Origin of the sequence: Burkholderia sp. CpTa8-5, assembly GCF_017815045.1 — a bacterium.
GTDB classification, from domain to species: domain Bacteria; phylum Pseudomonadota; class Gammaproteobacteria; order Burkholderiales; family Burkholderiaceae; genus Burkholderia; species Burkholderia sola.
This window is the reverse complement of the sequence record NZ_JAGIQD010000004.1, coordinates 380505-404358: the sequence shown is the minus strand read 5'-3', so window position 1 is coordinate 404358 and position 23854 is coordinate 380505. Positions and strand designations below refer to the sequence as shown.

Annotated in this window: 22 protein-coding genes; 6 read left to right on the top strand and 16 right to left on the bottom strand. The window is 67.7% G+C overall.

From position 1 onward, the window contains the following. Nucleotides 1-49: 49 nt before the first annotated feature. From J8I35_RS09820 to phnS, 7 genes are read right to left on the bottom strand one after another with little or no spacing between them, the layout of a single operon-like run. A complete protein-coding gene (locus J8I35_RS09820; RefSeq protein WP_089489797.1) occupies nt 50-604 on the bottom strand; it encodes a phosphonate degradation HD-domain oxygenase in 555 nt (184 codons plus the stop codon). 4 nt (nt 605-608) lie between these two features. Beyond that, nucleotides 609-2063 carry a phosphonoacetaldehyde dehydrogenase gene (gene phnY, locus J8I35_RS09815; RefSeq protein ID WP_089489798.1) on the bottom strand — a complete coding sequence of 485 codons (1455 nt, stop codon included), beginning with the start codon at nt 2061-2063 and terminating at the stop codon, nt 609-611. Beyond that, the gene (gene phnA / locus J8I35_RS09810) at nt 2060-3370 is read right to left on the bottom strand and encodes a phosphonoacetate hydrolase (RefSeq protein ID WP_209925165.1); all 1311 of its coding nucleotides are present in this window, start codon (nt 3368-3370) and stop codon (nt 2060-2062) included. Before phnA ends, phnY begins: the two co-directional genes overlap by 4 nt. Beyond that, complete coding sequence (gene phnV, locus J8I35_RS09805) at nt 3367-4227, bottom strand: 2-aminoethylphosphonate ABC transport system, membrane component PhnV (RefSeq protein WP_209925163.1); 861 nt, start codon at nt 4225-4227, stop codon at nt 3367-3369. The genes phnA and phnV overlap by 4 nt, the downstream gene beginning before the upstream one ends. Further along, entirely contained in the window at nt 4217-5143 is a 927-nt protein-coding gene (phnU, locus tag J8I35_RS09800) for a 2-aminoethylphosphonate ABC transporter permease subunit (protein ID WP_209925161.1), read from the bottom strand. The genes phnV and phnU overlap by 11 nt, the downstream gene beginning before the upstream one ends. Continuing rightward, the gene (gene phnT, locus J8I35_RS09795; RefSeq protein ID WP_209925159.1) at nt 5121-6224 is read right to left on the bottom strand and encodes a 2-aminoethylphosphonate ABC transport system ATP-binding subunit PhnT; all 1104 of its coding nucleotides are present in this window, start codon (nt 6222-6224) and stop codon (nt 5121-5123) included. The genes phnU and phnT overlap by 23 nt, the downstream gene beginning before the upstream one ends. A gap of 34 nt (nt 6225-6258) precedes the next feature. Beyond that, the gene (gene phnS / locus J8I35_RS09790; RefSeq protein WP_050017296.1) at nt 6259-7350 is read right to left on the bottom strand and encodes a 2-aminoethylphosphonate ABC transporter substrate-binding protein; all 1092 of its coding nucleotides are present in this window, start codon (nt 7348-7350) and stop codon (nt 6259-6261) included. A gap of 260 nt (nt 7351-7610) precedes the next feature. On the opposite strand from phnS, the gene J8I35_RS09785 reads away from it, so the two are divergent. Further along, the gene (locus tag J8I35_RS09785) at nt 7611-8720 is read left to right on the top strand and encodes a 2-aminoethylphosphonate--pyruvate transaminase (protein ID WP_209925157.1); all 1110 of its coding nucleotides are present in this window, start codon (nt 7611-7613) and stop codon (nt 8718-8720) included. 102 nt (nt 8721-8822) lie between these two features. Here J8I35_RS09785 and J8I35_RS09780 read toward each other — a convergent pair whose 3' ends face one another. From J8I35_RS09780 to aroQ, 3 genes are read right to left on the bottom strand one after another with little or no spacing between them, the layout of a single operon-like run. Further along, nucleotides 8823-10166 (bottom strand): MFS transporter, encoded by a 1344-nt coding sequence (locus J8I35_RS09780; protein WP_209925155.1) that lies wholly within the window; start codon nt 10164-10166, stop codon nt 8823-8825. 37 nt (nt 10167-10203) lie between these two features. Then, the gene (locus tag J8I35_RS09775) at nt 10204-11058 is read right to left on the bottom strand and encodes a shikimate dehydrogenase (RefSeq protein WP_050017299.1); all 855 of its coding nucleotides are present in this window, start codon (nt 11056-11058) and stop codon (nt 10204-10206) included. Then, nucleotides 11055-11510: a type II 3-dehydroquinate dehydratase gene (aroQ, locus tag J8I35_RS09770; RefSeq protein WP_050017300.1), complete on the bottom strand. Its 456-nt coding sequence runs from the start codon at nt 11508-11510 to the stop codon at nt 11055-11057. The genes J8I35_RS09775 and aroQ overlap by 4 nt, the downstream gene beginning before the upstream one ends. Before the next feature lie 300 nt (nt 11511-11810). Here aroQ and J8I35_RS09765 point away from each other — a divergent pair, with 300 nt between their 5' ends. Both J8I35_RS09765 and J8I35_RS09760 read left to right on the top strand, forming a co-directional pair. Further along, nucleotides 11811-13703 carry a sugar phosphate isomerase/epimerase and 4-hydroxyphenylpyruvate domain-containing protein gene (locus tag J8I35_RS09765; RefSeq protein ID WP_209925153.1) on the top strand — a complete coding sequence of 631 codons (1893 nt, stop codon included), beginning with the start codon at nt 11811-11813 and terminating at the stop codon, nt 13701-13703. 280 nt (nt 13704-13983) lie between these two features. Next, nucleotides 13984-14247, top strand: coding sequence for a hypothetical protein (locus tag J8I35_RS09760; RefSeq protein ID WP_050017302.1), 264 nt, complete (start codon nt 13984-13986; stop codon nt 14245-14247). An 86-nt stretch (nt 14248-14333) separates the two neighbouring features. On the opposite strand, the gene J8I35_RS09755 is transcribed toward J8I35_RS09760, so the two are convergent. Further along, a complete protein-coding gene (locus tag J8I35_RS09755; protein WP_209925152.1) occupies nt 14334-15128 on the bottom strand; it encodes an AraC family transcriptional regulator in 795 nt (264 codons plus the stop codon). 622 nt (nt 15129-15750) lie between these two features. Between J8I35_RS09755 and J8I35_RS09750 the strand changes: the two genes are divergently transcribed. Continuing rightward, nucleotides 15751-16887, top strand: a complete 1137-nt coding sequence (locus tag J8I35_RS09750; RefSeq protein ID WP_050017345.1) for a branched-chain amino acid ABC transporter substrate-binding protein — start codon at nt 15751-15753, stop codon at nt 16885-16887. Nucleotides 16888-17208: 321 nt separating this feature from the next. Continuing rightward, a complete protein-coding gene (locus J8I35_RS09745; protein ID WP_209925146.1) occupies nt 17209-18519 on the top strand; it encodes an MFS transporter in 1311 nt (436 codons plus the stop codon). A 113-nt stretch (nt 18520-18632) separates the two neighbouring features. On the opposite strand, the gene J8I35_RS09740 is transcribed toward J8I35_RS09745, so the two are convergent. The 4 genes from J8I35_RS09740 to garD form a co-directional block, all read right to left on the bottom strand. Beyond that, nucleotides 18633-19070, bottom strand: coding sequence for a DoxX family protein (locus J8I35_RS09740; RefSeq protein WP_050017305.1), 438 nt, complete (start codon nt 19068-19070; stop codon nt 18633-18635). Between the two features lie 192 nt (nt 19071-19262). Beyond that, nucleotides 19263-19718: an RbsD/FucU family protein gene (locus tag J8I35_RS09735; protein ID WP_050017306.1), complete on the bottom strand. Its 456-nt coding sequence runs from the start codon at nt 19716-19718 to the stop codon at nt 19263-19265. Nucleotides 19719-19797: 79 nt separating this feature from the next. Next, nucleotides 19798-20190, bottom strand: a complete 393-nt coding sequence (locus J8I35_RS09730; RefSeq protein WP_089489800.1) for a nuclear transport factor 2 family protein — start codon at nt 20188-20190, stop codon at nt 19798-19800. A 225-nt stretch (nt 20191-20415) separates the two neighbouring features. Beyond that, on the bottom strand, nt 20416-21969 hold the full coding sequence (gene garD, locus J8I35_RS09725; RefSeq protein ID WP_124639766.1) for a galactarate dehydratase: 1554 nt from the start codon (nt 21967-21969) through the stop codon (nt 20416-20418). A 229-nt stretch (nt 21970-22198) separates the two neighbouring features. On the opposite strand from garD, the gene kdgD reads away from it, so the two are divergent. Beyond that, entirely contained in the window at nt 22199-23113 is a 915-nt protein-coding gene (gene kdgD / locus J8I35_RS09720) for a 5-dehydro-4-deoxyglucarate dehydratase (protein ID WP_089489801.1), read from the top strand. Between the two features lie 116 nt (nt 23114-23229). Here the strand turns inward: kdgD and J8I35_RS09715 are convergent, their stop codons facing one another. Further along, on the bottom strand, nt 23230-23784 hold the full coding sequence (locus tag J8I35_RS09715; protein WP_209925145.1) for a hypothetical protein: 555 nt from the start codon (nt 23782-23784) through the stop codon (nt 23230-23232). Between the last annotated feature and the right edge of the window lie 70 nt (nt 23785-23854).

Below are 23854 nucleotides of genomic sequence, written 5' to 3'. Positions count from 1 at the left end.
CCGCACGCTGCCGCGTGCGGCGCCTTATATAGAAGCGGCCGAACCGTCGTCAGGGGGCCGCGCGCACTTGGCGCGCGACGATCTCCATATAGTGAGCGAGATCCGGTGTCACCTTGCCTTCCTCCTTCGCCATGTCGTCCCAGCGGCGCAGGCGCAGCGCGTCCTCCGCGAACGGGCGCTGCAGGAACGCTGCCGTCTCCTCTTCACTGAAAATGCCGCCCTGCAACGCCAGACTGCGCACCGAGTCCGGCGACAGGCTCTCGAAGTAGCCGGCGTCCGTGCGGCACAGGCAGCGCTTCGCGTCGACGTGCAGCCGGATCGGCTCCAGCACCGCGTCGGCAAACAGCGGCCGCAGGAACGGCAGCACGTAATACTGATGCAGATCGTCGATCCCGCGCACGCTCGGCGTGTCGCCCTGACGATTCAGCAGATGGCCGAGGTCGTGCAGGAACGCAGCCGCGACCAGCGCTTCGTCCGCCCCGGATTGCTCCGCCAGCAATCCACTCTGCAGTGCATGTTCGAGCTGCGTGACCGGTTCGCCGCTATAGGCCACATGGCCATGCTCGCGATACAACCCGTGAATCTCTTCCACCGTCAACGCCATCCGTTTACTCCCAAGGCAGCGAAAACGTCTTCAGGTTCGTGAAGCTCTTCATCGCCTCCTGGACACCTTCCTTGTAACCGAGCCCCGAATCCTTGACTCCGCCGAACGGCGACAGCTCGATCCGGTAACCGGGCACTTCCCACACGTTCACCGTGCCAACGTTCAGTTCGTTCACGAACCGCACGACCGCCGCCGTGCTGTCCGTACAGACGCCCGACGACAACCCGAATGCCGTGCCGTTGCTGATCCGGATCGCATCGTCGATCGTGTCGAACGCGATGACGGGCGACACCGGCCCGAAGGTCTCCTCGCGCACGATCGTCATCGACGGATCGACGTTGTCGATTACGGTCGGCGCATACAGCGCGCCGCGCCGCACATTGCCGGTCAGCAGACGCGCGCCCCGCGCAACCGCCTCGTTCACGCGCGTCTCGAACAGTCGCGCCGCCGCCTCGTCGATCACCGTGCCCATTTCGTTCGCGGAATCGAACGGATCGCCGTATCTCCATGCGCGCGTCTTCTCGACGAGCAATTCGGTGAATGCGGGCGCGATCGAGCGCTGCACCAGCATCCGCTTGACGGCCGTGCAGCGCTGGCCCGAATTCCGGTACGAGCCGAGCACCGCCAGCGATGCCGCGCGGTCGAGATCGGCATCGGCGAGGACGATCAGCGGATCGTTGCCGCCCAGCTCCAGCACAATGCGCCGGTAACCGGCCCGCGCGGCAATCGCCTTGCCGATCGCGACGCCGCCCGTGAACGTGATCAGCGACGCATGCGGATGCGTGACGAGTTCGTCCGCGATCTCGGCCGGCGCGCCGGTCAGCACCTGCAGCATCGGCTCGGGCAGACCGGCCTCGTAGAGCAGGTCGGCCAGATAGAACGCCGACAGCGGCACCTTCTCCGACGGCTTCACGATCACGCGGTTGTTGGTCGCGATCGCCGGCGCGATCTTGTGCGCGACCTGGTTCATCGGATGATTGAACGGCGTGATCGCGACGATCACGCCGCCGAGCGGCTGGCGCTGCGAGAACACGCGCCGTGTCTTGCCGTGGGGCGTCAGGTCGCACGAGAAACTCTGCGCGTCGTCGCGCAACGCCTCGGCCGCCGCGAACTTCAGCACGTCGGCCACCCGGCCGATCTCGTAGCGCGAATCCTGTTTCGACAACCCCGACTCGAGCGTGATCAGGTCGGAGGCTTCCTCGGTGCGCTCGCGCAGCAACGCAGCCGCCCGTTCGAGAATCTGCGAACGCGCGTAGCGCGTGAGCGTCGGCTGGTAGGCCATCGCGTAATCGAACGCCGCGCGCACGTCGTCGACGCTGGCGAGCGGCGCGGTGCCGACGCGTGTGCCCGTGTACGGATCCGTGACGTCGAGCGTGCGCTCGCGCATCGCGCGCGTGCCGCACCAGCGCAACGCTTCGGCACGAAACGACGGATGATCCTGCCGCGGATGCGCCATCATGTCGCGATCCGGTTCAGCACGAAATCGAACACGTCGAAGTTGCGCGGGCGACGGGCGGGATCGTCCCGCTCGATACGGCGATTGAACAGCAGCGGCACTTCCTGCTCGGACACGCCGCCATGCGAACGCAACGGCACCGTGAGGCCCGACAGGTCGTGTTCGCGCTCGCGGGTGCCGAGCGTCATGTCGCGGCGGCCGATCACGACGAGATCGCCGATCCGGTCGGGCGGCAGTTCGAAACGTGCGGCGGCTTCCGCGTTGTCGAGCACGAGCTCGACGCCGTCGAGGCCGCCGACGCGCCACATCGCGTCGGCCCGGTCGACGCCCGGCGCCAGGTAGATCGTCGCGAACGAACCGAGCGCACCGTGATGCACGACGTACGGATCGGTAATCGGCAGGATCACGCGCGCAGCCTGCGCGCCGTACCAGCCATCGAACGCATCCTGCAGATAGATCACGTTCGGCCGGCCCGTCGCCGGATCGTGCTTCGCGTTCATCCCGTGGTCCGCCGTGAGGCCGATCGCCCAGCCGAGCGCGTCGAGCAGCGCGAGGTAGCCGTCCATCATCGCGTAGAACGCGTTCGCGCCGGCACTGCCCGGCTCGCATTTGTGCTGCACGTAGTCGGTGGTCGACAGGTACATCAGGTCGACCTGCCGCGTCTGCGCGAGCCGTACGCCGGCCGCGAACACGAATTCCGACAACGCCGCGCTGTATACGTCCGGCGACGGCAGGCCGACCCAGTCGAGCACGTCGACGATCCCGTTTTCCGCGAGATTGGCCTGCGCGGCCTTCTCGGCCGAAAAGCAGATGCCGTTCAGCCGCCAGCCGAGCAGCCGGCGCAGCTTGTCCTTCGCGGTGACGACGGCCACCCGCGCACCGGCATCGGACGCCGCCGCGAGCAGCGTGCCGGCGCGCAGGTAGGCCGGGTCGTTCATCATGACTTCGGCGCCGCGCCCGCCGTCAGCAGCAGGATCCCAGAAATAGTTGCCGCAGATCCCGTGGACCGACGGCGGCACGCCGCAAACGATCGACAGGTTGTTCGGGTTGGTGAAGGTCGGCACGACGCAATCGGCACGCCACGCGGTGCCTTGCTCGATCATCCGGCCGATGAACGGCGCGACGCCCGCTTCCACCGCGCGTTCGAGATAGTCGTACTCGCAGCCATCGACACAGGCGACGACGGTCGGCTCGACCGGCAACCGGTAGCGTCGGCCGTTGACGTCGATCGAGCGTCCCGCGAGATTCGTCGACCCGTTGCCAGCGGCTGCTGGCTCGCCGGGGCGCCGCAACGCGAACGCGGCGTTCATGATGCCGCCCGCTTGCCGCGCGGCACGCGCGCGGCGATCAGCAGCAGCGCCGCGAGCGACGCGCCGAGCATCAGCAGCGACAGCGCCGATGCCGGCAGGTAATAGCCGCGCTCCACTTGCCCGATCACGACGATCGGCACGGTCGCGAAGCCGGGCGGATACACCGTCAGCGTCGCGCCGAGTTCGCCGAGCGACAGCGCGAAGCCGAGCGCGAGGCTCGCGCGCAGCGCCGGCACGAGCTGCGGCAGCAGCACGCGGCGCAGCACCATCGCGGGCGGCGCACCGAGGCTCGCGGCGGCTTCGCGCAGCACGGTCAATTCGGGGCGCAGCGCGGCGGCCGCGCAGCGATAGCAGAACGGCAATATCAGCGCGAGCTGCACCAGCACGACGATCGCCGCGGAGCTCGACAGGTCGAGCGGCTTCTGGTGATACGCGATCAGCACCGCGAGGCCGAGCACGACGCTCGGCACGCCGTTCGGCACCATCACGAGCGCGTCGACGAGCGCGCCGAGGCCGCGCCGGTCGCGCCCTTCGAGCGCGAGCGCCAGCCACAGCCCGAGGATCGTGCCGAGAACCGACACGCCGAAGCCGATTTCGAGGCTCGTCAGCAGCGCGTCGTATTCCGGCGACCCGAGCCGCTCGAACCAGCGCAGGCTGTAGCCGGCCGGCAAAATCGTGCCCGACCACTGCGTCGACACGCTCGACAGCGCGACGACGATCACCGGCAGCACGAACAGCCAGAAGCACGCGAACGCGGCCAGCGCGAGCGCGGTGCGCGACGCATGCTTGAGCAGCGTGTCGGTCCAGCCGATCGGGTGACGCGGCACGGCGTGCCCGATACGGAATTCAGCGGACATCGTTCCCTCCCGTCGCGCGCCGGTTCACCCGGCGATAAACCGCATACAGCGCCAGCGACAGCGACAACATCACGACCGCGCCGGCCGACGCGGTCGGCAGGTCGAGATCGACGGTCGCGCTGCTGTAAATCGCGACCGGCAGCGTGACGAGCCGCGCACTGCCGAGCACGAGCAGGATGCCAAACTCGTTCAGCGTCAGCAGGAAGCACAGCACGGTGCCGGCGGCGATGCCCGGCCATGCGATCGGCAGCACGACGCGGCGAGCGAGCATCCAGCCGGGCGCGCCGAGGCTGCGCGCGGCTTCGATCAGCCGCAGGTCGAGCGTCGCGAACGACGCGAGCGTCGGCCGCACGACGAACGGCGTGTAGAACACGGTCTGCGCGAGGATCACGCCGCCGATGCCGAACAGGAAGTCGAGCGGCGGATTCTCGAGATGGAACAGGTGCTGCAGCGCGATGCTGATCGAGCCTTGCGAGCCGTACAGGAAGATCAGCGTGAACGCGACGAGGAACGACGGAAACGCGACGTACAGTTCCAGGAAGCGCGTGACGAGCGACGCGCCCGGGAACGGCCTGAAGAACAGCAGTGCGGCCAGCAGCACGCCGAGCACCGACGCGGTGCCGGCGCTCGCGAACAGCACGCCGAGCGTCGTCAGCAGCACGTTGCGCGTGTCGGGATTGCCGAAGAAGGTCCGGTACGCGGCGAAACTCAGCCCGTGCCCGTGATCGCCCGACACGCTCAGCAGCACGAGCCGCACCAGCGGATAGACGACGAGCGGGCCGAGCACGACGATCGCGAGCGCGGCCAGGTGCAGGTCGCCCATTCGCCTGCGGCGCCGCGCGGCGGCGGCGTGTGCCGCAGCCGACGCGAGCACGTGCGGCGGCAGGCCGGCTTCAGGGCTCGATAAGGACGACATCGTCTGCCTCGCAATGCAGGGACACGCGCGCACCGCGCTCGGGCGCCGCGCCGCGGCCGCGTTGCATCGTCACGCGCACGGGCTCGTCGGGCGCCGCGTCGATCACGACCGCGATCGACAAGTCCGCGCCCTGCCATTCGACCGACGACACCGTGCCGTGCAGGCCGCCGGCCGCGGGCGGCATCACGGTCAGGCGCTCGGGGCGCACGCACGCGACCTTGCCGCGTATCTCGTGACGCGGATCGCCGAGCGGGAAGATCACGTGCGGCGGCAGCAGGTTCGCCGGGCCGAGATAGCGCGCGACGTAGCCGTCGCGCGGTGCGTCGTACAGCTGCTGCGGCGTGCCGAGCTGCGCGATGCGGCCGTCGCGCATCAGCAGCGCGCGGTCGGACAGCACGAGCGCGTCGTCGCGGTCGTGCGTCACGCAGACGACGGTCAGGTTCGGCAGGCGCTCGTGCAGCGCCTTCAGTTCGCTGCGCACCGACGCGCGCAGGTTCGCGTCGAGCGCCGACAGCGGCTCGTCGAGCAGCAGCACGTCGGGCTCGATCACGAGCGCGCGCGCCAGCGCGACGCGCTGCTGCATCCCGCCGGACAACTGCGCGGGCAGATGGTGGCCCGCATCGCCGAGTTGCACGAGCTTCAGCGCATCGGCGACGCGGCGCGTCACTTCCGACGACGCCATCCCGCGTGCGCGCAGCCCGAATGCGACGTTCTCGAACACCGACAGGTGCGGGAACAACGCGTAATTCTGGAACAGCAGACCGAGGTTGCGCTTGTGCGGCGGCGCATAGGTCAGGTCGCGGCCGGCCACGGTCAGCGTGCCGGTCAGGCCGTCGGCCTTCACGAATCCGGCGATGAAGCGCAGCAGCGTGGTCTTGCCGCAGCCGCTCTTGCCGAGCACGGTCAGAAATTCGCCGGCGCCGATCGACAGCGACAGATCTTCGAGCACCGTGCGTGCGCCGTAGCGCACGCTCAGGTGTTGGACCTGCACGCCGCCCGGCACGCCGGACCGCAGCGTCGCGTGCGGTTCGGCGGCGCCGAATGCGCCGGGATGGGTCAGGGCGGTATCCACCGGGTTCATCCTCTTGCTCGCTGATACAGGCGGCGTGCGCCGGTCACTTCGGCTTGACGACGTCGAGCTGCTTGCCCGAGCTGCCGATCACGTCCTTCTTCCAGCGCTCGATCCATTCCGGCTTCTTCGCCATCACGTGAGTCCAGTCGACCGGGATCAGATTCACGCCCGCGATCGCCTTCTTGACCGCTTCGCCGTTCTTGCCGGCCAGCGGCACGTCGGTGCGGCCCGGGATGCCGTACATGTCCGGTACCTTCGACTGCACGTCCGTCGACATCAGGTAGTCGATCAGCTTCCTGCCGGCGTCCTGGTTCGGGCCGCTCTTGATCAGGCCGATGCCGTACGGCAGCTGGAACGTGGTCGGCCGGTCGCCGTCCTTCGCGGCCAGGAAGATCGGCTTGACGGACAGCGCGCCGTGTTCGGCGTCGTCGAGATCCATCTGCAGATCGCCGTTCGCGACGCTGATCTCGTTGCGCGACAGCAGCACGTTCAGGTAGCCCGTGCCCTTCGTGTGGAACTTCACGCTCTGCGACAGCTTCGCGAGGTAGTCGAATGCCTTGTCCTCGCCCATCAGCGACGTCGTCAGGATCAGCACGGCCATCCCGTCGCCGGCCGTGGCCGGGTTCGAGTACGCGACCTTGCCGGCGTAGGCCGGCGCGAGCAGGTCGGCGAACGTCTTCGGCTGGTTCTTCACGACGTCCGGATTGATCGCGAACGAGAAGTAGTTGTTGACGAAGGTCGCCCACGTGCCGTCCTCGGCCTTCGCGATGGCCGGCACGTTCTTGTAGTTCACGCTCTGGTACGGCTGCAGCAGGCCCATCTGGCCGGCTTGCTGGATGAACGGCGGCAGCGTGACGATCACGTCGGCCTTCGGGGAATTCTTCTCGATGTTCGCGCGGTTCACCACCTCGCCGCTGCCCGCCGTCACGATGTTGACCTTCACGCCTTCCTTCTTCTCGAAAGCCGGCAGCACATCGCGATAGAGGTTCTCGAGGCCGTCCGCCGTGTACAGCACGACCGCATTCGCCGCCTGCGCCGGCATCGCGGCGCCTTGCAGCAGACCGGCGGCGCAGGCGGCCAGCGCGAGCTTGCGGAATGCGCCGGCGGCGGCGCGCGAGGGTTTCTGCAGTGTCATCTCACTTCTCCGTAGGCGGAACACCAAACGGCCGGGGCACGATCCGGCTCTCCTGTTGTCTTCGGGCAGGCCGCTGAACGGCCGCCGCGCTACCGCGCTCGGGCTGGGTGTCGCGCGGCAACCGAAGGATCACAGCGTTCGATGACAAAGCCGTGACGAATGCCATAATTTCCAAAAAATGACACATTTTGCCACTATCATGCAAGTCATCGAGAAATGCCGCCCGGCGTTCCGTTCGCCCTTTGCTGGAGACAAAAGCCATGCCCGACCCGATTCTGCTCACGCCCGGCCCGCTCACCACGTCCGCCACAACACGCCACGCAATGCAACATGACTGGGGGTCGTGGGACGCCGCTTTCAATCAACTGACGGCCAGCGTCTGCGCGGATCTCGTCGCCATCGCGCAGGGCGGCGACGCGTACGTGTGCGTGCCGATGCAGGGCAGCGGCACGTTCTCGGTCGAAGCCGCGCTCGGCACGCTGGTGCCGCGCGACGGCGTCGTGCTGGTGCCCGACAACGGCGCGTATTGCGCGCGCATCCTGAAGATCCTCGGCCGGCTCGGCATCGAAGCGATCGCGTTGCCGTTCGGCGAGGACGCGGCCGTCGACACGGCGGCCGTCGAGGCCGCGTTCGCGCGCGAGCCGCGCATCACGCACGTCGCGCTCGTGCACCTGGAAACGAGCGCCGGGATCCTGAATCCGCTCGATGCGATCGCGGCCGCATGCCGGCAGCACGGCAAGCGGCTGATCGTCGATGCGATGAGTTCGTTCGGCGCGCTGCCGATCGCGCTGGCGGGCAGCGACATCGACGCGCTGATCTCGGCCAGCGGCAAATGCCTGGAAGGCGTGCCGGGGATGGGATTCGCGATCGTGCGGCGCGACGCGCTCGACGCGAGCGAAGGCAACGCGCGGTCGCTCGCGCTCGATCTCCACGATCAGTACGCGTATCTGCGCAAGACGGGGCAATGGCGCTTCACGCCGCCGACGCACGTGATTGCCGCGCTACGTGCCGCGCTCGACCAGTACCTCGCCGAAGGCGGCCAGCCGGCGCGCGGTGCGCGCTATGCGGAGAACTGCCGGACGCTCGTCGAATCGATGCGCGCGCTCGGCTTCGTGCCGTTCCTCGACGCGAGCGTGCAGGCGCCGGTGATCGTCACGTTTCACGCGCCCGACCATCCGGCCTACGATTTCCGCCGCTTCTACGACGCGGTGAGGGATGCGGGCTTCATCCTGTATCCGGGCAAGCTCACGCGGCTCGAGACGTTCCGCGTCGGCTGCATCGGCGCGATCGATGCGGGCGATATCCGGCGTGCGGTCGCGGCGATCGCCGCTGCGGTCGAATCGCTCGCCATCGCAATGCAGCACGCATGAAGTGGCGTACATGCCGGCCCGCCCGCCGGCGCACGCAAACAAAAAAGCCCGGCGGCCGATTGGCCGCCGGGCGAACGCACCGTGTGTGCGGGGAACGGGTGCTTACAGCTCGATCCGCTTGATGTCGCCGACGACGAAGATGTACGACAGCGCACCAACCAGCGCGATCACGCCGATGAACACGAGCGCGCCGACGAACGAGCCGGTCGATGCGACGATGAAGCCGACGACGAGCGGCGTGATGATGCCCGCGAGGTTCGCCGCGAAGTTGAAGATGCCGCCCGTCACGCCGAGCAGGCCGTCCGGTGCGATATCCGACACGAGCGTCCAGCCGAGCGCGGCCATGCCCTGCGCGAAGAATGCGACCGACATGATCGCGATCACCGCTTCGTTGCTCTGCACGTAGTTCGCGAGAATGATCGTCGACGCGAGCAGCAGGCCCGCGATGATCGGCAGCTTGCGTGCGAGGTTCGCAGACTTGCCGCGGCGCAGCAGCCAGTCGGAGAAGATCCCGCCGAACATCACGCCGACCGACGCGGCGATGAACGGCATCACCGCGAAGAAGCCGATCTTCAGCCAGCCCATGTGGCGCTCGGTTGCCAGATAGGTCGGGAACCAGGTCAGGAAGAACACGAGCGTCGAGTTGCCGGCGAACTGGCCGAGGCAGATGCCCGCGAGCTGGCGCTTCTTCACCAGTTGGCCGACCATCGACCAACTGAACTTCGGCTGCTCGGCCTTGCCGCTCTTGGCGTCGGTCTTGCGCACGCCGTGCACGAGGCCGCCGCCCGCTTCGATGTACGCGAGTTCCTCCGAGTTCGCGCCCGGATGGTTGCGCGGCTCGTGATAGAACTTCCACCAGACGAGGCCGAACGCGATGCCGACCGCGCCCACGACCCAGAACAGCGAGCGCCAGCCGAACGCGCCCATCAGCGCGAACAGCACGGGGCTGAAGAACGCGAGGCCGATGTATTCGCCGACGGTATAGGTGCCGGTCGCCATCGCGCGTTCGTTCTGCGGAAACCACGTCGCGACGACGCGGCTGTTGGTCGGGAAGCATGGCGCTTCCGTCACGCCGAGGCCCAGCCGGCACGCGAGCAACGTCGCGACGCCCGGCACGAAGCCTTGGAGGAACGTGCACAGCGACCACAGCGTCATCGACCAGTAATAGGTGACCTTGCTGCCGAAGCGGTCGAGGAACAGGCCGCCGGGCACCTGCATCGCCACGTACGTCCACGAAAACGCGGAGAACATGATGCCCATCACGGCCGCGTTGATGCCGAGCTCCTTGGTGAGCTGCGGCGCAGCCACGCCCAGCACGGTGCGGTCGAGATAATTGATCATCGTGCCGATCGCGAGCAGCGCGAGGATCTTGTAGCGCGCCGACGTGCGCCGGACCGTGCCGGCCGCCTGCGCCGGCGCGGCGCTCGTGTGGGTAGTCTGCTGCATGGTCGTCTCCTGGTCTCTTTCTGTGTCTGTAAGGGGGTCAGCGCGCGACGAGCGACTGAAAGTGATCGAACATCCGCTCGGCGTCGGGCGTGCGCCCGGTGAAGAGCTCGAACGCGTCGACGGCCTGGTACACGGCCATCCCGCCGCCCGGCAGCGTCGCGCAGCCGGCCGCGCGCGCGGCGTGGATCAGTTCGGTTTCGAGCGGGAAATACACGATGTCGGCCACCCACATGCCCGCATGCAGCAGCTCGGCCGGCAGCGGCAGGCCCGGATGCTTGGCCATGCCGGTCGGCGTGCAGTGGATCAGGCCGGTCGCCGCGCGCATCGCGGCGGCGAGATCGCTGCCCGGCGTGACGCGGGCGGCGGGGAAGCGCTGCTGCAATTCGCCCGCCAGCGCGGTGGCGCGCGTGCCGTCGACGTCGAAAATCGTCAGTTCGGCCGCGCCCATCTGCAGCGCCGCGTGCGCGACGGCCGCGCCCGCGCCGCCCGCGCCGAGCTGGACGACGCGTTCGAGCGACGCGCCGGGCAGCCCACGGCTAAACGATTTCGCGAAGCCCGACCAGTCGGTGTTGTGGCCGATCCGCTTGCCGTCCTTGAACAGCACGGTATTCACCGCGCCGAGCGCACGCGCGTCGTCCGACAGCGCGTCGAGGTGCTCGATCACGCGCTGCTTGCACGGGTGCGTGATGTTCAGCCCGTTGTAGCCCATCCGCTGCGCGGCATCGAGCAGTTGCGGCAGCGCGTCGGCGGTCACGCCGAGCACGTCGAGATCGAGGCGCCGGTACACGTAGCCGAAGCCCTGGCGGAACCCCTCTTCCTCGTGCATCGCGGGCGACAGCGAACCGCCGATGCCCTGGCCGATCAGGCCGATCAGGAACGACGGGCGGCTCATCGTGCGGCTCCCTTCGCGAACACCGTCGCCAGGCGCTGCAGCGCGAACACGTAGCCTTCGGTACCGCAGCCGCAGATCACGGCTTCGGCGAGCGCCGACACATACGAATGGTGACGGAACGCCTCGCGGCGATGGACGTTCGAGATATGCACTTCGATCACCGGCTTCGCGATCGCGGAAAGCGCGTCGGCCAGCGCCACCGACGTATGCGTATACGCGGCCGGGTTGATCACGATGCCGTGCGTGTCGTGACGCGCGGCGTGCAGCCAGTCGATCAGCTGATGCTCGGCATTCGACTGGCGAAAGTCGATTTCCAGCCCGAGCCCTTCCCCCGCCGTGCGGCAGCGCTGCTCGAGATCGGCGAGCGTTTCCGCGCCGTAGATATGGGGCTCGCGCGTGCCCAACAGATTCAGGTTCGGGCCGTTCAGCACCAGTACCTTGTGCTTGCTCATCGTGTTTCTGCTCCTGAAACAGGGGCGGACCACGATCGGCGCCGCCCCGAAGACATCGGAATTTGGCGCTAGTGTGCGCCCGTGCAAGCGGGCTGTCTTTCCGGGTTTTCGCTAATTTGTACCATCTAGTTAGTTTGTACAATACGGATGACTAGCCCAGTAAATTCGGGATATGGCGCCCGCGCCGAACTCAACGACTGGTTCATTCAGGGTCGGTTCGGCACGGTCGGTTAGACACGGTCGGTTAGACACGGTCGGTTAGACCGGCGTCATGCCCCGCTCATCCGCAGGAATCGCCCCATGCAGCGCTCGATCGCCACCGTGTCACTGTCCGGCACGCTCGCCGAGAAGCTCGCCGCCGTCCAGGCCGCGGGCTTCGACGGCGTCGAAATCTTCGAAAACGACCTCGTCTACTTCGACGGATCGCCGGCCGACGTCCGGCGCATGGCCGCCGATCTCGGCCTCGACATCGTGCTGTTCCAGCCGTTTCGCGACTTCGAGGGCGTGAGCGCGGCCCAGCTCGCGCGCAATCTCGACCGGATCAAGCGCAAGTTCGACGTGATGCATGCGCTCGGCACCGATCGCATCCTCGTCTGCAGCAGCGTGGCGGCCGATACGATCGCCGACGACGGGTTGCTCGTCGACCAGCTCGGCGTGCTCGCCGAAGCCGCGCGGCAGGCCGGCGTGGTGGCCGCGTACGAAGCGCTCGCGTGGGGCCGCGTCGTGAAGCGGTACGGCCACGCGTGGAAGCTCGTGAACGCGGTGAACAGCCCGCACCTCGGCCTCGCGCTCGACAGCTTCCACACGCTGTCGCTCGACGATTCGCCGGACGGGATCGCCGACATCCCCGGCGACCGGATCGCCTTCGTGCAGATCGCCGACGCGCCGAAGCTCGTGATGGACGTGATCGAATGGAGTCGCCACTACCGCTCGTTCCCCGGCCAGGGCGACTTCGACCTGGCGCGCTTCACTGCGCGCGTGATCGAGTCGGGCTATACGGGGCCGCTATCGCTGGAGATCTTCAACGATGGCTTCCGCGCGGCGCCGACCGCGCTCACGGCCGCCGACGGCCATCGCTCGCTGCTCTATCTGGAAGACCTGACGCGTGCGCGGCTCGCCCAGGAGGGCCGCGCGCCGACCGCCAGCCAGCCGCTGTTCGCACCGCCCGCGCCGCCCGCGCACGTCGGGTTCCAGTTCATCGAATTCGCGGTCGACGCGCAGGCGGCGGCGACCGTCGGCGAATGGCTCGGCCGGATGCGCTTCCGGCTCGCCGGCCGGCATCGCTCGAAGGACGTGACGCTGTTCCAGCACGGCGCTGCATCGATCGTGCTGAACGCCGAGCGCGACTCGTTCGCCGATGCGTTCTTCCAGCAGCACGGGCTGTCGCTGTGCGCGTCGGCGTTCCGCGTCGACGACGCGAAAGTGGCGTTCGAACGCGCGGCAGGCTTCGGCTACGCGCCGTTCTCGGGCCAGGTCGGGCCGAACGAGCGCGTGCTGCCGAGCGTGAAGGCGCCGGACGGCAGCCTCGAATATTTCGTCGACGAAGCGCCGGATGCGCCGACGCTGTATGAATCGGACTTCGTGCTGACCGACATCGACGGCCCCACCGAAGTCGGCCCGCTGACGGGTATCGACCATGTGTGCCTCGCGCTGCCGGCCGACGCGCTCGACACGTGGATCCTGTTCTTCAAGACGGCGTTCGGCTTCGACGCCGAGCGCAGCTGGCTCGTGCCCGACCCGTACGGGCTGATGCGCAGCCGCGCGGTACGCAGCGCCGACGGCTCGGTGCGGATCGCGCTGAACGCGTCGGTCGACCGTCATACGGCCGTCGCCGAATCGCTCGACCGCTACCACGGCACCGGGCTGAACCACGTCGCGTTCCGCACGGACGACATCGTGAAGACGGTCGCCGCGTTCGCGGCCGACGGCGTCCCGTTCCTGCGCATTCCGGCCAACTACTACGACGATCTCGCCGCGCGCTATGCGCTACCGGACGAACTGATCGACACGCTGAGCGCGCATCACCTGCTCTACGACCGCGACGAGGACGGCGGCGAATTCCTGCATGCGTATACGGAACTGGTCGACAACCGCTTCTCGCTCGAGATCGTCGAGCGGCGCGGCGGGTATGACGGCTACGGCGCGGCGAACGCGGCCGTGCGGCTTGCGGCGCAGGCGCAGCGGCGGAAATAAGGACGAGAGAAGTTCGGGGCCGGAGCGCACTCGCGATTCGGCGATCGATTGGACCGCGCGATCTCGCCGCGCGCCATCGTCGCACATCGGGCAGCCAGGTACCGGCCTGCGCGGTCGGCCGCGGCCATGCCGGAACCCGCGCGCCGCCCGCCGTTACATCCCGTAACCCGTACCGCGGTGCAGCATTGCGCCGCCCGCCCCGGTTTTAAGAATCGCTTAAGTCTTCGACGGCACCATCCGCAACCAGTACCCGATGGTTATCTCGAAAAGGAGGAAAGCGATGAGCGCCGTAGAAGCACCCGCGGGCCGCCCGGCCGCGCCCCCTGCAAAGAAGACGATGCTGCGCCGCCTGCTCAGTCATCATGAAATCGCGACGTTGCTCGTGCTGCTGCATGCACCGATCGGCGCGAACGCCAAACCCGAATTGCCCGCGCTGCAGGAAGCCGGCCTCGTCGAAATGGTCAAGCTCGACCCCGATACGAGCCCGAGCTTCCGGCTGACCGAAGACGGCACGGCCGTCCTGAAAGGGCTCGGCTACCGCTGAGCCAGCGCTTCACCCTTTCCCGTTTCCCCGCCTTACCCCGCCTTACCCCGATCCCTGTGACGCGCCGGCCGCCCCGGCGAGTCGCGTCACCCTGCCCGCTCCTGCAGCATCAACCGGTATTCCGTCGGCGTCACGCCGACCGTCGCCTTGAACTGGCGCGTGAACGCGCTGTGATCCGTATAGCCGCATAGCGCGGCGACGTCGGTCACCTTGTCGTGCGTGACGAGCAGCGCGGTGGCCGCGTCGAGCCGCGTCTTCAGCAGCACCTGGCGCGGCGTCAGGTGGAACACCTTGTGGAAGTAGCGTTCGAGCTGCGCGACCGACATCCCGGCCATCTGCGCGAGCTGCTTCAGGTTCAGCGGCTGCACGTAATGATCCTGGATGTGCTGGACCACGTCGGCGAGCCGGCTGTACGCCGGGTGCGATCCCTCGTGCGCCTTCAGGTCGCGCGAGATGCCGGCGAGGCCGACCACCCGGGCCGCGGCGTCGCGCAGCGGCTCCTTGCAGGTCAGGCACCAGCCCGGCTGGCGGCCCGGATACAGGTGCAGCTCGAGCTGATCCATCAACTGCTGGCCGGCGTTGATCGTCGCCATGTCCTGCTCGAAATAGCTGCGGCCGAAGCGGCGCGGAAACACCTCGTCGGCCGTCTTGCCGAGCAGGTCGCGCTTGTCCTTGTAGCCGCAGCGCATCGCCAGCGTGCGATTGACGATCGCATAGCGGCCGCCCGCATCCTTCACGAAAAACGCGACGTCCGGCAGCGCATCGAACACCGGTTCGAGCAGGCGAAAATGCGCGAGCATCGCGCCGAAATCGGCGTTGTCGGGCTGGTAGCACATCGTATCGGACAGGCTCATGGGCGGTACGGCAAGCAAGGTCGTCATCCCGGCAACCGCGAAGCGAGTGGCAGATGGCGTCGATTATAGGAGCGCCCCTTCGATCGCGTCGCATCGAATGCGGGGCGGACAAGACTGTGGCCGGCGGCATCGCACGCCGCCGATCGGCTCCATCGGTGAGCGCCGCTGGTTGTGCACGCAACTAATGCGCATATGGTGTGCGGGCTAGCGACCGTTCCGCCCTCTCCGTAGCCGGCGCAGCGCATCGACACGCCGGCACCACGCACCCGAATCCCGTCATCGTAAAAATGCCGACGACCCGCGTCTTGGCGGGTTTGCGCACTCGTCATGACGATTTCGGCATATGTCAGGGTAATCGACGATATGCCGATATCGTCGCCGGCCGCGCATCGAACGCGCAAGACGCACGCATTTTCGCTAACTAGACTTCGCTTCACGGTCACGAGACGACCTCCCGGTGCTGCCGCAATCGGCACGCACGGGCCACCGCATCCGCTGTCGCGTACGCCGATTCCGGCACAACGCGCGTGGCACGCGGCGAGCACGCATGGCCTGCGCATCGGCCTGCCGACCGAACCGTCTCGCCCGGTTTACCGGCGCCGCCCGCATGCGCGCGGCGCCCCAACCACGCCATCAAGGGGAAGTGAAAGTGAAGCTGAAGGTATCGCACGTCGCGCTGGCCGCCGCCTGCGCACTGTCGGGCGCGCACGCCGTCGCCGCCGACGTCGTCAAGATCGGTTTCGCCGCACCGCTCACCGGCCCGCAGTCGAATTACGGCACGGACATGCAGAAGGGCGTGCAGCTCGCGATCGCCGATTTCAACGCGACGCATCCGACGATCGGCGGCAAGCCCGTCACGTTCCAGCTCGACGCGCAGGACGACCAGGCCGACCCGCGCACCGGCACGACCGTCGCGCAGCGGCTGATCGACGACAACGTCCGCGGGATCATCGGCCACTTCAACTCGGGCACCAGCATTCCCGCGTCCGACCTGTACGATCGCGCGGGGCTGCCGCAGATCTCGATGGCGACGTCGCCGCAATACACGGCGCGCGGCTACAAGACGACCTACCGGTTGCTGACGAGCGACGCGCAGGCGGGCCGCATCGTCGGCACGTACGCGGTGAAGACGCTGCGCTTCAAGCGCATCGCGATCATCGACGACCGCACGGCCTACGGCCAGGGCATCGCCGACGAATTCGCGAAGGCCGTCGAAGCGGCCGGCGGCACGATCGTCAAGCGCGACTTCACGAACGACAAGGCGCTCGATTTCTCCGCGATCCTGACCAACCTGAAGGGCGTGAATCCGGACGCGGTCTTCTACGGCGGCGGCGACGCGCAATCGTCGCCGATGATCCGCAAGATGCGCCAACTCGGGATGAAGTCAGCGTTCGTGACGGGCGAGATGTCGCGCTCGCCGACGTTCCTGAAGGTCGGCGGCGACGCGGCCGAAGGCGCGATCGTCTACATGGGCGGGCTGCCGAAGGAAAAGATGCCGGGCTTCTCCGGCTACGCCGCACGCTACAAGGCGCGCTTCAACGAAGACGTGATCACGTACTCGCCGTATTCGTACGACGGCACGATCGCGCTGCTCAGCGCGATGAAGGACGCGAACTCGACCGATCCGAAGGTGTACACGCCGTATCTCGGCAAGGTGTCGATCAAGGGCGTGTCGGCGCCCAGCATCGCGTACGACGCGAAGGGCGACCTGAAGGATGCGCCGGTGACGATCTACAAGGTCGAGCGCGGCGCGTTCAAGCCGGTCGACACGATCGCCGGCAACTGATAACCGATACGCGGCCCCTGCCCCGCGCGGCGCGCCCGCGGCTCACCGGCCGCCCGCGCCGCGCGCTTCGGCTGCATGGTCCGAAGCCGCTCCCGGCGCGCGCCCGCGCGCGGGCATTTCGCGCTCCTGTAGAATCCCCCCACCCGCTTTGACGCTTCGTCTCCGCCGTGCCCCATCCCGGTGCGGCGGCGCGTGTTGCGTGCCTCACCCGGCACGCGGCGCGCTTCGACGACGCAAGCCGCGCCTTGTCAGTCCATGCCGAAAAGCGGGCCCTGGAGACGCAGCACCGACAACACCATTCGAAAAACGATCGTCCTGACCATGCAAGCTTCCGAATTGAGCGGCGTGCCTCGCGCCGCCGAACGCGCGCTCACGCGCAGCGACTACAAGACCCTTGGCCTCGCCGCACTCGGCGGCGCCCTCGAGTTCTACGACTTCATCATCTTCGTGTTCTTCGCGCCGGCGATAGGGCAGCTCTTCTTCCCGCACGACATTCCGGACTGGCTGCGCCAGCTGCAGACGTTCGGCATCTTCGCGGCCGGCTATCTCGCGCGCCCGCTCGGCGGCGTGATCATGGCGCACTTCGGCGACCTGTTCGGCCGCAAGCGGATGTTCACGCTGAGCGTGCTGATGATGTCGGTGCCGACGCTGCTGATGGGCCTGCTGCCGACCTACGACACGATCGGCATCCTCGCGCCGGTGTTGCTGCTGCTGTTCCGCGTGCTGCAAGGCGCGGCGGTCGGCGGCGAAGTGCCGGGCGCGTGGGTGTTCGTGTCCGAGCACGTGCCGTCGCGCCACATCGGCTATGCGTGCGGCACGCTGACCGCGGGCCTCACGGCCGGCATCCTGCTCGGCTCGCTCGTCGCGGCCGGCATCAACAGCCGTTACTCCGCGGCCGAAGTCGGCGCGTTCGCATGGCGCATCCCGTTCCTGCTCGGCGGCGTGTTCGGGCTGTTCTCCGTGTACCTGCGCCGCTGGCTGCATGAAACGCCGGTGTTCGCCGAAATGAAGGCGAAAAAGGCGCTCGCGGCCGAGATTCCGCTGAAGGCGGTGCTGCGCGACCACGGCCGCGCGGTGATCGTGTCGATGCTGCTCACGTGGATGCTGTCGGCCGCGATCGTCGTCGTGATCCTGATGACGCCCGCGCTGCTGCAGAAGCAGTTCCACCTGGCGCCCGCGACCACGCTGTTCGCGAACAGCATCGCGACGCTGTGCCTGACGGCCGGCTGCATCACCGCCGGTTCGCTCGCGGGCCGGATCGGTGCGAAGCGCGTGCTGGGCATCGGCGGCATCGGGCTGGCCGCGTGCTACTACCTGCTGTTCGTGCAGGTCGCGGCCGATGCGTCGACGCTGCCGCTCTACTACGGGATCGCGGGCTTCATGGTCGGCACGATCGGCGCGGTGCCGTTCGTGATGGTCAGGAGCTTCCCGGCCGTCGTGCGCTTCTCGGGCATCTCGTTCTCGTACAACGTCGCGTACGCGATCTTCGGCGGGCTCACGCCGGTGATCGTGTCGCTGATGATGAAGTCGAATCCGCTCGCGCCGGTCGTATACGTCGCGGCGATCTGCGTGCTCGGCGCGATCGCCGTGCAGTTCTCGAAGGATGCGAAGGACGTGAACGACGCACGCTGAACGTCGGCGCGCACGCGCCGGCCGGATGAACGAAGGGCCGAATCCCGCGGCGTGCGGGATTCGGCCCTTTTGTGTTGCGTCGGCGTCGCGACGACTACCCAAGTGTGCTCAGTTCAACGCAGCACGCCGTACGACGAATTCGGCCGGCGCAGCGCGTCGATGCTCGCGCCGCCGGCGCCGGTGACGAACAGCAGCAGGAACCCGCCGGCGATCGCGACGTTCTTCCAGAAGTGAATCACCATGTCGTGCTGGACGGCGGCGTTCGTCGCGTCCCAGAAATTGTGCCCGACCATCGCGGTCGCGATCGTGTAGACCGCCATCAGCAACGCGAGCGGCCGGACCTTGTAGCCGACGATCAGCAGCAGGCCGCCGAGCCCCTCGATCGCGACGACGATCGGCGCGACGACCTGTTGATAGGGCACGTTCATCCCGTGCAGATACGCGACGAAATCGCTGTAGCCGAGCAGCTTCATGATGCCGCCCCACAAGAACAACGCCGCCAGCGCCAGGCGTGCGAAAAAAATGACGCCGGAATCGACGGTACGCGTCATGCCTCTCTCCTCGTATGCAATTCGGCCGCCCGCGCCGGGCGCGCCCGGGCGGTTCGGCGCCGCGCGGCCCGGGAGGGCGCGCGGCAAATGGGCCAGCATAGAGGGTCTTTCCGCGGTGTCCAAGAAAAAGGTTGTAGCAAATCTTTACACTGCGGCGGCCGCGCCGGCGGCCCGGCGCGCTGAAAAACGCGTTTAGCCCGCGTCGCTCAACAGCACGCCTTTCTTGAAGATGAAGCAGCCGTAGCCGCGCGTTTCGCCGGTGACGATCACCGCATACGTCTGCTGCGCGCGCTCGTAGAACGCGAAACGCTCGACGCCGGTCAGCGGCACCGAGCGCCCTTCCGCGCGGTCGATTTCGGCCTGCACTTCGCGCTGCACGGGCGGCACCGCGGCCGCGTCGCCGACGACTTCCATCCGCCACGCGGGCGTGTCGACGAACGTGTCGAGCGGCAGCACCGACAGCACCGCGCGCACGACGCGCGCCGAATCGGCGCCGTCGACGCGCAGCGCGCGGCCGACCACCGTGTGCTCGGCGACGGATTCCGCCGGGAAGTTCGCGTCGCAGATCGCGATTTCGTCACCGTGGCCCATCGCGCGCAGCGTGTGCAGGATGTCGGCGTGCAGCAGCGGGTCGAGATTCTTCAGCATGTCGGTGGGTCTCCGGGGTGGGGAACGAATCGCATAACGTTACCCGATCCCGGCGGCCGTGGTACATGCATCGTTCACGTCACGACGCCCCGGCCGGCATTTCGTCGATGAAACCCGTGACCGACGCGAGGCGGCCCGACGCGTCGACGATGCCGAAGTCCGAGCCCTTCACGATCGCCGCGCCGTCGGGCGACACGAGCGCCCACGAGAACCGCAGATGCTGGCCGAACGCGTCCACGTCGGTCGTGCGGCGAAAGCGGTACGCGGGGAAGCGTTGCTGCACGGCGGCGATCATCGTGTCGATGCCCGCGTGGCCGTCGCCGGCCATCAGCGGATCGCGATAGGCCGCGTCGCTTGCGTACGTCGCGTCGATCAGTTCGCGGCGGCGCGCGGCGTCGGATTCGTTCCACGCGTCGAAGTAGCGGTCGATCAGGTCGGCGTGAACGGACGAAGCGGATTGAGCGGTGTTCATGGCGAGGCTCCTTGTGTCGGTAGACGATGTCGCGGACGTTTCGGGTCCGCGTGCCGCTATCGTCGCCGGGGCCGCGCAAGCGGTCGATTACGCGCGAGGTAAGGAAATCGCGCCGACCATGCGCGGCACGCCTGCGCCGCCGAATCGGGAATACGCCGCCGCAAAGAAAACGGGCGCCCGAAGGCGCCCGCATCGTCTTGCCGCCACCACCGCGCGCGTCAGGCGTCAGGTCACCGGCGCCGGATTGAACAGCGTCAGCGCATTCGCGAGCTTCCATTGCTCGGCCCACGTGCGGCGCTTGCCGCTGGCGACGTCGAGCATCAGCCGGAACAGTTCCCAGCCCGTGTCCTCGATCGTTGCCGCGCCGGTCGCGATCTGCCCCGCGTCGAGATCCATCAGGTCGTGCCAGCGGCGCGCGAGATCGCTGCGCGTCGCGACCTTGATCACCGGCACCTGCGCGAGCCCGTACGGCGTGCCGCGGCCGGTCGTGAAAATATGCAGGTTCATCCCCGCCGCGAGCTGCAGCGTGCCGCAGATGAAATCGCTCGCGGGCGTCGCCGCGTACAGCAGCCCCTTCTGCCGCGCGCGATCGCCGGGGCGCACGACGCCGGCGATCGGCGCGCTGCCCGACTTCACGATCGACCCCATCGCCTTCTCGACGATGTTCGACAGGCCGCCCTTCTTGTTGCCCGGCGTCGTGTTCGCGCTGCGGTCGACGCGGCCACGCTCCAGATAGCGGTCGTACCAGTCCATCTCGCGGATGATCTCGCGGGCCACCGCTTCGTTCGCCGCACGCGACGTGAGCTGCGCGACGCCGTCGCGCACTTCGGTCACTTCCGAGAACATGATCGTCGCGCCCGCGCGCACGAGCAGGTCGGCCGCGAAGCCGACGGCCGGGTTCGCGGTGAGCCCCGAGAACGCGTCGCTGCCGCCGCACTGCACGCCGACGACGAGGTCCGATGCCGGGCAAGTTTCGCGGCGCCGACGGTTCAACCGCTCGAGATGCGATTCGGCCATCTTCATGATCGAATCGATCATCGAATGGAAGCCGACGTGCGCGGCGTCCTGCAGGCACACGACGCCGCCGTTGTCGGTCGCGCCGTCGGCGGCCACCGGAATCGCGCCCGGCGGCAGCAGGCGCTCGGGCTGCAGCTTCTCGCAGCCGAGGCTCACGGTCATCACTTCGCCGCCGAAGTTCGGGTTCAGGCTGATGTTGCGCAGCGTGCGGATCGGGATGTCGGCGTCGGGCGCATCGATCGCGACGCCGCAGCCGTACGTATGTTCGAGCCCGACCACGTCGTCGACGTTCGGGTAGCGCGGCAGCAGCTCGTCCTTGATCCGCTTCACCGCGTGCTCGACGACGCCCGACACGCACTGCACGGTCGTCGTGATCGCGAGGATGTTGCGCGTGCCGACCGAGCCGTCCGCATTGCGAAAGCCCTCGAACGTATAGCCTTCGAGCGGCTCGAGCGGCGGCGCGGCACGCGTCGCGAGCGGCAGGTCGTCGAGCCCCGGCGGCTCGGGCATGCGCATCGTGCGCTCGTTGACCCAGCTGCCGCGCCGCAGGTCGGTCAGCGCATAGCCGATCACCACGTTGTAGCGAATGACCGGATCGCCGGTCGCGAGGTCGACGAGCGCGACCTTGTGCCCCTGCGGCACGCCTTCGCACAGCGTCAGCCCGTCGGCGAAGGTCGCGCCTTCGGACAAACCGCCGTCGTTGACGACGATCGCGACGTTGTCGTCCGGATGCACGCGGATGTAGAGAGGAGAAGCAGTCATCGGAATTCCTGGAAGCCTATCTGCGATATCGTTAGTCATCATACGACATTCAACCTCACTTGATGATGCTGCGTAAACCCTTATCCGGAAAGACCCTACCCCTGACCCGCCAGCAAACCGCTTGCGTCGCTCATTCATGCGTTGTACGATGACATACAACGACATCGCCAATTCGGCTCGTATGCCGTTTCCGACGAACCAGCACTCGCGCTAGACGGACGACCCAACCATGACTTCACCGCAAGAACTCAAACAAATCATCTCCCACGGCCTGCTGTCGTTTCCGCTGACGGATTTCGACGCCGACGGCAGCTTCCGTCCGACCACCTACGCCGAGCGCCTCGAATGGCTGGCGCCGTATGGCGCGAGCGCATTGTTCGCGGCCGGCGGCACCGGCGAATTCTTCTCGCTCACGCAGCGCGAGTATTCGGACGTGATCCGCGTCGCGACGGAAACCTGCAAGGGCAAGGTGCCGATCCTGGCCGGCGCGGGCGGCGCGACGCGCGTCGCGATCGAATATGCGCAGGAAGCCGAGCGCCTCGGCGCGAGCGGCGTGCTGCTGATGCCGCACTACCTGACCGAAGCGAGCCAGGAAGGGATCGCCGACCACGTCGAGCAGGTGTGCCGCGCGCTGAAGATCGGCGTCGTGGTGTACAACCGCGCGAATTCGAAGCTGAATGCGGACATGCTCGAGCGCCTCGCCGACCGTTGCCCGAACCTGATCGGCTTCAAGGACGGCGTCGGCGAAATCGAGAGCATGGTCACGATCCGCCGCCGTCTCGGCGATCGTTTCGCATACCTCGGCGGGCTGCCGACGGCTGAAGTCTATGCGGCCGCGTACAAGGCGCTCGGCGTGCCGGTGTACTCGTCGGCCGTGTTCAACTTCATCCCGAAGACGGCGATGGCATTCTACGAAGCGATCGCGAACGACGACCACGCGACGGTCGGCCGCCTGATCGACGAGTTCTTCCTGCCGTACCTGAAGATCCGCAATCGCCGCGCCGGCTACGCGGTCAGCATCGTGAAGGCGGGCGCGAAGCTCGTCGGCCACGACGCGGGCCCGGTGCGCGCGCCGCTCGTCGACCTGACCGACGAAGAAGCAGCCGAACTCGACGTGCTGATCAAGAAGATGGGCCCGCAGTAAGCCGGGTTCGCCGGCGGCGCAGGGCCTTCATCGGCACGGCGCGCCGGCTCCCGCAGTCCTCCCTATCCGTATCGCGCAATGGCCGCGTGGCTCGACGAGCCGGCGCGGCCATTGCATTACATCTGCGCGATCGCGCCGATGATCCGCTGCCGCACGCTCGCGAGCGTACGCTGCGTCTCGTCGATCCCCTTGCGGGCCGCAGGCGGCCGGCCGCGCGCCGGCGACTCGGCGCTCACGATCTGTTCCAGCACGTCGCGATCGACGACCGCATCGAAGAAGCGCCCGACGGTAAACATCGCGTACTGCTTCGCGGTCGCGAGATGCGTGTTGGCCTGCGTGAGCGCGTCGGCGCGCTCCGCGCCGTTCGGCCCGTCGATGCTGCGGCGATGCTTCAGCGCGAACACCACGGCCTCCATGTCGTACTTGAAGCGCTCGACGGCCCTGCCGAAGATCAACGAATGCGGATCGGAGCCCGCGACGGGCCGCCCCTGGTTGATCGTCACGTCGAATTCGCTGCCGCCCAGTTCGCGCTGCAGCGCGAACAGCGCGTCGGCCAGCACGCGCCCTTCGCTGGTTTCGCCGATCTGGGTACGGACCGATTTCGCGACGTCGCCGATCGTTTTCCACAACCCGGCCGCGAACAGGTGGTCGCCACGCTTGCTGATAGTCATCGGATGGTTCCTTGTTGGTCTTGTGATCTCTCAGGCTCGCCTGCGGGCCGGACGGCCCGAGGCTTCGCTA